The sequence below is a fragment of the Pseudomonas sp. R62 genome, from assembly GCF_000257605.1.
In the GTDB taxonomy this organism is placed as follows: domain Bacteria; phylum Pseudomonadota; class Gammaproteobacteria; order Pseudomonadales; family Pseudomonadaceae; genus Aquipseudomonas; species Aquipseudomonas atacamensis.
Genome location: NZ_JH635998.1, coordinates 1,471,149 through 1,480,738 on the forward strand (window position 1 = coordinate 1,471,149; position 9,590 = coordinate 1,480,738).

9 protein-coding genes and 1 pseudogene are annotated in these 9,590 nt (G+C 60.9%); 3 read left to right on the forward strand and 7 right to left on the reverse strand.

The genetic code is table 11. The features are described 5' to 3' along the window. Positions 1-327: 327 nt before the first annotated feature. Positions 328-633 (reverse strand): chaperone modulator CbpM, encoded by a 306-nt coding sequence (locus OQK_RS07900; RefSeq protein WP_016771896.1) that lies wholly within the window; start codon positions 631-633, stop codon positions 328-330. Between the two features lie 23 nt (positions 634-656). Then, the gene (locus OQK_RS07905; protein ID WP_016771897.1) at positions 657-1,601 is read right to left on the reverse strand and encodes a DnaJ C-terminal domain-containing protein; all 945 of its coding nucleotides are present in this window, start codon (positions 1,599-1,601) and stop codon (positions 657-659) included. 290 nt (positions 1,602-1,891) lie between these two features. Here OQK_RS07905 and OQK_RS07910 point away from each other — a divergent pair, with 290 nt between their 5' ends. Further along, positions 1,892-3,166 carry an Hsp70 family protein gene (locus OQK_RS07910; protein WP_016771898.1) on the forward strand — a complete coding sequence of 425 codons (1,275 nt, stop codon included), beginning with the start codon at positions 1,892-1,894 and terminating at the stop codon, positions 3,164-3,166. Between the two features lie 176 nt (positions 3,167-3,342). Here OQK_RS07910 and OQK_RS07915 read toward each other — a convergent pair whose 3' ends face one another. The 3 genes from OQK_RS07915 to OQK_RS07925 all read right to left on the reverse strand — a co-directional run bounded on the left by OQK_RS07915 (position 3,343) and on the right by OQK_RS07925 (position 5,724). Further along, complete coding sequence (locus OQK_RS07915) at positions 3,343-4,356, reverse strand: AI-2E family transporter (RefSeq protein WP_016771899.1); 1,014 nt, start codon at positions 4,354-4,356, stop codon at positions 3,343-3,345. A gap of 204 nt (positions 4,357-4,560) precedes the next feature. Further along, a complete protein-coding gene (locus tag OQK_RS07920) occupies positions 4,561-4,866 on the reverse strand; it encodes a PsiF family protein (protein WP_016771900.1) in 306 nt (101 codons plus the stop codon). A 63-nt stretch (positions 4,867-4,929) separates the two neighbouring features. Further along, entirely contained in the window at positions 4,930-5,724 is a 795-nt protein-coding gene (locus tag OQK_RS07925; RefSeq protein WP_016771901.1) for an AraC family transcriptional regulator, read from the reverse strand. Positions 5,725-5,821: 97 nt separating this feature from the next. On the opposite strand from OQK_RS07925, the gene OQK_RS07930 reads away from it, so the two are divergent. Next, positions 5,822-6,709, forward strand: coding sequence for a DMT family transporter (locus OQK_RS07930; RefSeq protein WP_016771902.1), 888 nt, complete (start codon positions 5,822-5,824; stop codon positions 6,707-6,709). A 79-nt stretch (positions 6,710-6,788) separates the two neighbouring features. Here the strand turns inward: OQK_RS07930 and OQK_RS07935 are convergent, their stop codons facing one another. Continuing rightward, the gene (locus tag OQK_RS07935; RefSeq protein ID WP_016771903.1) at positions 6,789-7,667 is read right to left on the reverse strand and encodes an esterase/lipase family protein; all 879 of its coding nucleotides are present in this window, start codon (positions 7,665-7,667) and stop codon (positions 6,789-6,791) included. Positions 7,668-7,921: 254 nt separating this feature from the next. On the opposite strand from OQK_RS07935, the gene OQK_RS07940 reads away from it, so the two are divergent. Then, complete coding sequence (locus OQK_RS07940) at positions 7,922-8,452, forward strand: ferritin-like domain-containing protein (RefSeq protein WP_016771904.1); 531 nt, start codon at positions 7,922-7,924, stop codon at positions 8,450-8,452. A 101-nt stretch (positions 8,453-8,553) separates the two neighbouring features. On the opposite strand, the pseudogene OQK_RS07945 reads toward OQK_RS07940, so the two are convergent. Beyond that, a pseudogene (locus tag OQK_RS07945) lies at positions 8,554-9,590 on the reverse strand (AsmA family protein); the annotation flags it as partial.

Sequence of the window (9,590 nt, forward strand, 5' to 3'; positions counted from 1 at the left end):
GAACGGACCGGGGGTCAGGTGCGGCGACTCGATACCGTGCGTGGCGGAATCCCGGGATGTGCGTCCAGGGGTGGTGATATCGACTGCGCCCGGCTTGGGCGGCTTGGGTCTGACTGGCATTGACAGGCTTCCTTGCAAAGATTGCGCAGCGCTGGCCAGTCTGGCTGGCTGGCGCTACGACCGTCGGCATCCATTGCCAACATGTGCCCGGGAAACTATCAGACCATCCTGCCGGTTCATACCGGATGAAACACTCGCAAACACTAACCCGGCACAAGCGGGCCCACTCGCGATGAGGCCGGATCAGACCTCATCGCCTCAAACAACTTATTCGACCACCAGCCGCCCCAACCGTTGACGCAACATGCGGTTCTCGGCGCGCAACTGCTTCACCTCGTCCAGCAGATCCAGCGCCAGCGCCACGCCTTCCCACTCCAGTTCCAGATCACGGCGCAGCTTCGCCGCACGCTTGGCCAAGGCCAATTCGTAATCGGTGAAACGCCATTCCCGGGGCTGCGCGCCCTGAGGTTCGAGGATGCCGTGCTCGACGATTTCGATCACGTAGACGTCCGACAAATCGGCCGCCTCACAGAATTCTGCCAGGTCCAGTTGAACGATCAGGGGGCTGCTCATGATGGGCTACTCCGTCGTCGGGTTCAGAAGTTCTCTCGCGGATTGAAGGCGGCTTTCTTCGCCAGTTCCTGCCACAGCGCCTTGACCTCCTCGTCGGAGGCTTTGGGCATCACGGCCTTGAGCTGCACGAACAGATAACCGCGTTCGCCGGCCTTGTTCAGCAGGCCATGGCCCTTGGCGCGCATGCGCTGGCCGTTCTGGCTGCCGGCCGGGACCTTGAGGTTGATCTTGCCGGTCAGGGTCGGCACGGCCACTTCAGTGCCCAATGCCAATTCCCACGGAGCCAGGGGCAAGGTGATGATCAGGTTTTCGCCTTCGACATCGAATTTCGGGTGCGGCGCAAAACGGATGGTCAGGTACAGATCGCCATTCGCCCCGCCACCGATGCCCGGTGCGCCCTGGCCCTTCAGGCGAATCCGCTCGCCGTCGGTAACGCCGGCCGGAATCTTCACGTTCAGGCTCTTGCTGGTGTTGCTGACATGCTGGCCGTGCGCATTGTATTGCGGCACCTGAAAGGTGACTTTCTTCGATTCGTTCGACAGGGTTTCTTCGAGGAAGATCGGCAGTTCCATTTCCACGTCTTGCCCTCGGCGTCCGCGTGATTGGCGGCTCTCGGCGCCACCGAAACCGGGGCCGCGATTGCCGAAGATCGAACTGAAGAAGTCCGAGAAGTCGCCCGTGTCGCCACCGCCACCGCCGAAGCCGCCACGGCTCTGCCAGCCCGGCGGGCCCTGAAACGGCTGACCGTGCTGGCCATAACGGCGCAGTTCGTCGTATTCGGCGCGTTTGTCGGCGCTTTTCAGCGCTTCATAGGCTTCCGAGGCGTCCTTGAACTTGGCCTCGGCGTCTTTTTCCTTGCTGACATCGGGGTGGTATTTGCGCGCCAGCTTGCGATAGGCCGCCTTGATGGCCTTGTCGTCGGCTGTCGGCTCCACGCCGAGTATCTTGTAATAGTCTTTGAAGTCCATGGAAGGATCACCATCCGTTATCGATTTCGCGCCGAGACCAGCATGCGCCGATTGGCACGTGCCGGGTTGACCGATCTCAAGTTTGTGACCGGGTGGCGCCGCAGAAGTTTATCGGCAGTGGACGACGGTTCTTGCGACCGCCGGTGTGTCTGCCGGCCCATGCCAGCAAGTTTGGGGCGAAGCGGCGCTTTTCAAGCTGTCTGCCGGCGAAATAGCGGATGACCGGCCTTCGAATCTGCCGCGCACTGGCATACACTGCGCGGCCGTTTTTTCACCGGAATCCGAAAGACATGAAAGACGCCTCTCCAGCCCGTGCCTGCGGCATCGACTTCGGCACGTCCAACTCCACCGTCGGCTGGCTGCGCCCCGGCATGGACACCATGATCGCGCTGGAAGACGACAAGATCACCCTGCCGTCGGTGGTCTTCTTCAACATCGAGGAACGTCGCCCGGTCTACGGTCGCCTGGCCCTGCACGAGTATCTGGAAGGCTACGAAGGCCGACTGATGCGCTCGCTGAAAAGCCTGCTCGGCTCCAAGCTGATCAAGCACGACACCAGCGTCCTCGGCACGGCGATGCCGTTCAAGGACCTGCTCGGGCTGTTCATCGGCCAGCTCAAGAGCCGCGCCGAAACCGCCGCCGGTCGGGAATTCGAGCAAGTGGTGCTGGGTCGTCCGGTGTTCTTCGTCGACGACGATCCGCTGGCCGACCAGGAAGCCGAAGACACCCTGGTCGAAGTGGCGCGCAAAATCGGTTTCAAAGATGTGTCGTTCCAGTACGAACCGATCGCGGCGGCATTCGACTACGAGTCGACCATCGAGAAAGAAGAGCTGGTACTGATCGTCGACATCGGCGGTGGTACCTCTGACTTCTCGCTGGTGCGCCTGTCGCCCGAGCGTCGTGGTCTTGACAACCGTCACGATGACATCCTCGCCACTGGCGGCGTGCACATCGGCGGAACCGACTTCGACAAACAGCTGAGCCTGCAAGGCCTGATGCCGCTGTTCGGCTACGGCAGCCGCATGAAGAGCGGCGCGTACATGCCGACCAGTCACCACATGAACCTGGCGACCTGGCACACGATCAACTCGGTTTACTCGCAGAAATCCACGCTGGCGCTGGGCAGCATGCGCTACGACATCGAAGACACCGGCGGTATCGATCGCCTGTTCAAGCTGATCGAACAGCGCGCCGGGCACTGGCTGGCGATGGAAGTGGAAGAAACCAAGATCCAGCTGACCCACGCCGACAGCCGCCACGTGCCGCTGGACCGCATCGAAGCCGGGCTGAGCGTCGAGCTGAGCCGCGCGTTGTTCGAATCGGCGATCGAGGCCTTGCTGGAGCGTGTGCGTGGCAGCGTTACGCAGTTGTTGAATGACGCTGGCGTGGCGGTCGATCAGGTCGACACGGTGTTCTTCACTGGTGGTTCCAGCGGCATCCCGGCCCTGCGCAACAGCGTCTCGGCAATGCTGCCGAACGCCCGGCATGTCGAAGGCAACATCTTTGGCAGCATTGGTAGCGGTTTGGCGATTGAAGCGATGAAGCGCTACGGTTCGATGGCCTGATCACAATCTGTGGCGAAGAGCCTTTGTGGAGAGGGGATTTATCCTGTGGCGAGGGGATTTATCCCCGTTGGGCCGCGAAGCGGCCCCGCTCCTGAGCTTGAAAGCAGGGGCCTGCTGCGCAGGCCAACGGGGATAAATCCCCTCGCCACAGATGCATTCAATTCAGTTGCCTGGCCTTAGACCATCCCCCCCAGCTTCAACTCACTCTTCAGATACGCGTAATAAATCGGCCCCGCCACCACCCCCGGCAAACCGAACGCGGCTTCGAACACCAGCATCGCCAGAAGCAACTCCCACGACTTGGCACTGATCTGCCCGCCGACGATGCGCGCGTTGAGGAAGTATTCGAGCTTGTGGATAACGATCAGATAGCCCAGCGCGGCGATTGCCACCCAGATCGACAGCGACAGGCCGACGATGGTGATCAGCGTGTTCGACATCAGGTTGCCGATCACCGGCAGCAGGCCGAGCAGGAAGGTCAGCACGATCAGGGTTTTGGTCAGCGGCAGCTTGATGCCGAACATCGGCAGGATCACCGCGAGGAAGATCCCGGTGAACACGGTGTTGAGCAGGGAAATCTTGATCTGCGCGAAGACAATATTGCGAAACGCCTGCACCAGCAGATGCAAACGGTCGAACAAAGCGGCGGCCAACGGCTTGCGCTTGGTCACGTCGGGGATGCGCTGCAGGGCGATGATCGCGCCGAGCACCATGCCGATCAGCAGGGTGACGAACATGTGCGCAGCGTCCTTGCCGACCAGTTGCAGGTCGGCCAGATGCTTGCTCGCCCACTCGCCGATCGCCACGCGAAATTCCGCCGCGCTGGCCGGCAGGTAAGCGTCGATGAACGGCGGCAACTGTCCGCGCGCGCGATCGACCACGCCCATGAATTTATCGAGCGAGGCGCCGGGGTTTTCCGCTTCATGCAGGAGGAAACTGATGGCGCCGGCGAAGATCAGCGCCAGCGCACTCACCACCAGCGTGCCGAGCAGCGCCACCGCCAACCAGCGCGCACGCCGCCCTTCGATCAGCCGTTGCAGTTGCGGGGTGAGCATGTTGACCAGCTCGAACACCAGCAACCCGGCCAGCAGGCTCGGCAACAAGCGCAGCGGCAGCACCAACAGCAAACCGCCAAAAATGATGATGCAACTGACCCAGAACACAACATGACGCTGAGAAAACGTTGGCATACAGCCTCAAAACGAACGGCGTGAAAGGATGGGCAGTCTGCCAGCGATCCGGGGTTAGCACTAGGGATATGCGGGGCGTGGGATTGGCGGTGTATTCACCGACGCTTTCGCGAGCAGGCTCGCTCCCACAGGGGAATGCATTTCAAATGTGGGAGCGAGCCTGCTCGCGAAGAGGCCGGCAAGCTCACCACATTATTTACCGTTTCACTTTTTCTTCAGACACTCACTCATGAACGCCTTGCGCGCATCACCGGTCAGCGCCTTGGTTTTCGCATCGGCATTGCAGGTGGTCATCTTCTGCTGCTGCGGGGTCAGCTCCTTGCCATCGTTGGCTGCGGGTGCCGCTTTCAGGCAGGTGCTCATGAACGCCTTGCGCTCGTCGCCCTTCAAGCTCTTGGCGGTCGCATCGGCATTGCAGGTGGTCATCTTGTTCTGTTGCGCCGTGGCGGCGAAACCCTGGGAACACACAAGCAGCCCGATCATCAACAACGGCACACGCAACATCTTCATGGAGTTTTCTCCTTGTTGCCGCACCGATGGATGCGGCCTCTGTCGCAGTGTAGTCAAAGCTTGTTACACCTTCCTGCCCTCGAGGTGGCTGCGCCGATACTGCTCCGGCGTGCACCCGGCCTGGCGGGCGAACATGGCGATGAACGCCGAGCCGCTGCTGTAGCCGAGGTCGAAAGCGATTTCCTGCACCGAACGCGAGGTTTCCAGCGCCTCGATCGCCGCCAGATAACGCAAGCGCTGACGCCATTCGCCAAAGCTCATGCCCAGCTCGCGGACAAACTGCCGGGCCAGGGTGCGCTCGCTGACATGCACTTGCGCGGCCCAATGCGCCAACGGTTGGTTGTCGCCCGGCGCGGCCTGCAAGGCGTCGAGAATCGTCAGCAAGCCCGGGCTGCTCGCATACGGCAGGTAACACTCCTGCACCGGCGCCTGTTGCAGTTGATCGACCAATACCTGGGCCAGACGCTGATCGGCCTCATGCTCCGGAATCTTCACATCGCGGGCGGCGAAGTCCTTGAGAATCGCCTTGAGAATGTCACTGATCGCCAAGGTGCAGGCCCGCGCCGGCAATCGTGTGCAAACGCTTGGATCAAGACACACCGCGCGGTAGTTGACCGGCTGATGGCTGTAGAAACTGTGCTCGACCTCGGGCGGCACCCACACGGCGTACTGCGGCGGCGACATGAAGCGGCTGCCGTCGACATCCATGTGCAACACGCCATGGGCCGCGTATTCCAGCGTGCCCCAAGGATGGCGATGCGGCGCGGCATATTCGTGGGCATTGAAATCGGCGTAGCGGAAATACACCGCTGACGGCAATTCGCTGAAATCGAGCAGATCGATGTGTTTGCTGTTCATGCTGTCCGGATGCAGAGGCAGGTTGTCCGGTTCGCAGTATAGGCCTGCATCCAGACAGGCGATAATCGCGCTTCATCAACGTTCTGGTTTTTGTCCCATGCAATACGCGTTTCCCCTGCTGGCGATTTTCATCTGGGCCGGCAACACCGTGATCAACAAACTGGCGGTCGGCGCGATCTTCCCCGCCGAGATCGGTTTCTATCGCTGGCTGCTGGCCGGCGTGCTGTTCACGCCATTCATGCTGAAGAAAGTCATCGCCCACTGGCCGCAGATTCGGCCGAACCTGGGGCGGATTTTCATCCTCGGCGTACTCGGCATGGCGGTGTATCAGAGCCTCGCCTATTTCGCCGCAACACTGACCACCGCAACCAATATGGGCATCATCCTGTCGTTGATGCCATTGATGTCGCTGGCCATGGCGATCATCAGCCTCGGCCAGCGCCTGACGGCTGGTGCGCTGGTCGGTGCGGTGCTGTCGTTCGCTGGCGTGCTGGTGGTGGTGTCATCCGGCAGCCTCGGAGCGCTGCTGCAACACGGGGTCAATCTGGGCGATGCGATGATGCTGATCGCCACGCTGGCCTACGCCGTTTACAGCACGCTGCTGAAAAAGTGGCAACTGCGCCTGCCGCCACTGGTGCTGCTGTACTTGCAGGTGCTGGTGGCGATTGTGGTGTTGTTTCCATTGTTCGCTGCTTCGCCAAAGACCGGGCTGAACCTGCAGAACGTGCCGCTGGTGCTGTATGCATGCCTGCTGGCCTCGATGGTCGCGCCGCTGGCGTGGATGCAGGCGGTGCAGCGACTGGGGCCGAGCCGGACGACGTTGTTCTTCAATCTGCTGCCATTGATTACCGCGCTGATTGCGGCGGTGGTGTTGAAGGAACAGTTGGCGATGTATCACCTGGTGGGTGGGTTGCTGACCTTGGCTGGGGTGGTTTTGTCGGAGCGCTGGACCACGGTGCTGGGCCGGCGGGTCGGCGTTGCCTGATAAGGCCCCTCCCACGTTGAAATGCAGACACCTGTGGGAGCGAGCCTGCTCGCGAAGAACGATGACGCGGTCTGTTTGGCTATAACCCTGCAGCCTCCAGCCGCGCCGCATGCTCGACAAACAGCCTTACCGGATCCGCGCCCTTGCCCACCAGCCCCAGCGACTGATTGACGATGTCGAAATGATCCAGCGGATAGTCATCACCGATCACCGTGCCCAGATGCGAGCTGTAACGGCCGACCATGCCGTCGCACTGCCCCGGCTCGCGAACGAAGGTCCTGGCGAACAAGCGACAACTGCGGTTGGTGCCGTCAAAAAGATTGCCGCCACGATCGGTCTTGCCCGGTTGCAGCGTCCCTGACCAGGAGTAATAGCGCACACCGTTGACCTCTTCCGGCCCCTGCCCGCCCCACGTTTGCGGCAGCCCTTGTGGATAACGCTGATTGAATATTGCAACGCCCGCCGTCGTCAGCGATTGGTGGGAAGCGTGGATATCCACCGGCAGTTTCGGCCCGTGGTAACCCGTATCGAGCAATGCCATGATCCAGCCGATCAGGCGCAGCAACGCTTCGAGCAAGCGCCCCTTGGCGCTGTTGGCGGGATAGTGCTTTTCCAGATAATCCGCCAGTTCGGAGCCGTGATTAGGCCCGGCCACCGATGTTACCGAGGCGACCAGATCCGGGCGCTTCGCCGCCGCATACCGTGCGGTCAACGCGCCCTGACTGTGACCGAACAGGTTGACCTTCTGCGCCCCTGTCTCGCGAAGGATCTCCTCGATCCGCATCAACAATTGCTCGCCGCGCACTTCCGTGGAATTGAGTGGCGAAACCTGCACCGCGACCACCGTCGCACCACCACGGCGCAAGGCCTTGATGATGCCGAACCAATACGGATAAAGCACCAGCCGGACAAAGCCGAGCATGCCCGGCACCAGCACCAGTGGATAACGTGTCGACATGGGTTACATCCTTGTGCGCGGTGGGTGGAGGCCAGACGTGCAAAACGCTCGCCAAGCATCCACCTCGACGATGACAACTCAACGATAAGCCTATTCCAGCTCTGACCCTGCCGACATCGCAGTCCTCAGCAGTTCCTGAACCGAGTCCGGCGTAAATCGCATAAAACTTTTCGCTTCGCTCAAGACTCACACCCTGAGTAGCGACCGCGTCTTCAGAACGTGGCGCCCATCGGATTAGCCTCCAGGAGAATGAAATGAGTGACGTGCATTTGTCTGATGTTCAAACCCTGCGCGAACGCGCGCGGCAACACGTGGAAAACGGCGCGGTCACCGAGGGTTACAACGCCAACCGTGAAGAAATCCTGCGTTTGCTCAATGAGTCGCTGGCCACCGAACTGGTGTGCACCTTGCGCTACAAGCGCCACTACTTCATGGCCAACGGCCTGAAAGCCAACGTCGCCGCCGACGAATTTCTCGAGCACGCCAACCAGGAAGCCGAGCACGCCGATCGTCTCGCCGAGCGGATCGTGCAACTGGGCGGTGAGCCTGAGTTCAACCCTGACCTGCTGAGCAAGATGTCCCACGCGCAATACGTGGCCGGCAATACGCTCAAGGAAATGGTTTACGAAGATCTGGTGGCCGAGCGCATCGCCATCGACAGCTACCGTGAAATCATTCAGTACATCGGTGACAAGGACCCGACCACCCGCCGCATCTTCGAAGACATCCTCGCCCAGGAAGAAGAACACGCCGACGACATGGCGGATATCCTTAACGATCTGTAACCCTTAACAGCAAAAGATCGCAGCCTTCGGCAGCTCCTACAGGGGGAACGCATTCCAAATGTAGGAGCTGCCGAAGGCTGCGATCTTTTGATCTGCCCTGCTTACTTGCTGGGTTTAACGGTCACCGGCGCCTTGCCCTGCTTCATCTGTTCCAGCAACGGCGCACATTGATTCGGTTCGCCACCGCTCGGCGCCACCAGCGCCAGCAACCCCGCCGCCGGTGCGGCAATCACGCCCAATGCAACCATCCCCGCCCCACGCAGCATCAACGGTACGGCTTTGACGCCGGCATCCGGTTTGATGAACTTGCCGCGCACATACAGCGGCGAGCGCAGGGAAATCAGACGCCAGCCTTTCGACTCAGGGGTCACGGTCAGATCGAGTTGCTCGGTGGCCATGTTCGCCGTGCCATCGATGTAGATGATCGCGTTCTCGGTATCGAAGACAAACAGCCGTGTGGTCGCCAGGCCGGTCTTGATGTCGAAGTCCGCCGCCGCGCAATTGATCTTCACTTCCTTGTCGCCAAAGATCTTGCCGACCACGTAGTTACCGACGTTGAGCCCGGCCAGCTCCATCAACTCACGGCTGATTGCACCGTCGTTGATCAGCATCTTCAGATTGCCGTTGGCACCACCGAGCAGCTTGGCCACGGAGTTGCCCCGGCCACTGATGTCGGCATCGCCATTGAGCTCACCGAAACTGGTTTTCATCGGCTCGAAGGTCGGGAACAGCTCTTTGAGTTTGAATTTGCGTGCGGTCAAACGCGCCCGGCCTTCCAGCGGCTCGGTGCGGCCATTGAGGCGGATCAGCGCATCCAGAGTGCCGCCGGCGACGCCAAAGCGCAGCGGTTCCAGGCTGAGTTCGCCGTCGTTGAGTTTCAGATGGGTATAGAGGTCGTTGAACGGCAGCTTCTCGCTGTGGACGATGCGCTTGCCGGTGAACTCGACATCGGCATCCATGGCGCGCCAGCGATCAGTCTTAAACTCTTCGACCGGCAGGACTTTGTCTGCCGGCTGCTTGCTCGCGCCGCCACGGGCCTTTTGCTCGGTGTTGGAATCGGCACGATCAACGGTGCAAGGTCGGCGAACAGCAGTTGATTGGAGAGCAACGCACCGCTGAGTTTTGGCCGTGGCTGGCT

Excerpts from the sequence above, each read along its gene's own strand:
- OQK_RS07915 (WP_016771899.1), bottom strand. The coding sequence starts at position 4,356 with ATGCCAACGTTTTCTCAGCGTCATGTTGTGTTCTGGGTCAGTTGCATC.
- OQK_RS07905 (WP_016771897.1), bottom strand. The coding sequence starts at position 1,601 with ATGGACTTCAAAGACTATTACAAGATACTCGGCGTGGAGCCGACAGCC.
- OQK_RS07940 (WP_016771904.1), top strand. The coding sequence starts at position 7,922 with ATGAGTGACGTGCATTTGTCTGATGTTCAAACCCTGCGCGAACGCGCG.
- OQK_RS07900 (WP_016771896.1), bottom strand. The coding sequence starts at position 633 with ATGAGCAGCCCCCTGATCGTTCAACTGGACCTGGCAGAATTCTGTGAG.
- OQK_RS07910 (WP_016771898.1), top strand. The coding sequence starts at position 1,892 with ATGAAAGACGCCTCTCCAGCCCGTGCCTGCGGCATCGACTTCGGCACG.
- OQK_RS07920 (WP_016771900.1), bottom strand. The coding sequence starts at position 4,866 with ATGAAGATGTTGCGTGTGCCGTTGTTGATGATCGGGCTGCTTGTGTGT.
- OQK_RS07935 (WP_016771903.1), bottom strand. The coding sequence starts at position 7,667 with ATGTCGACACGTTATCCACTGGTGCTGGTGCCGGGCATGCTCGGCTTT.
- OQK_RS07925 (WP_016771901.1), bottom strand. The coding sequence starts at position 5,724 with ATGAACAGCAAACACATCGATCTGCTCGATTTCAGCGAATTGCCGTCA.
- OQK_RS07930 (WP_016771902.1), top strand. The coding sequence starts at position 5,822 with ATGCAATACGCGTTTCCCCTGCTGGCGATTTTCATCTGGGCCGGCAAC.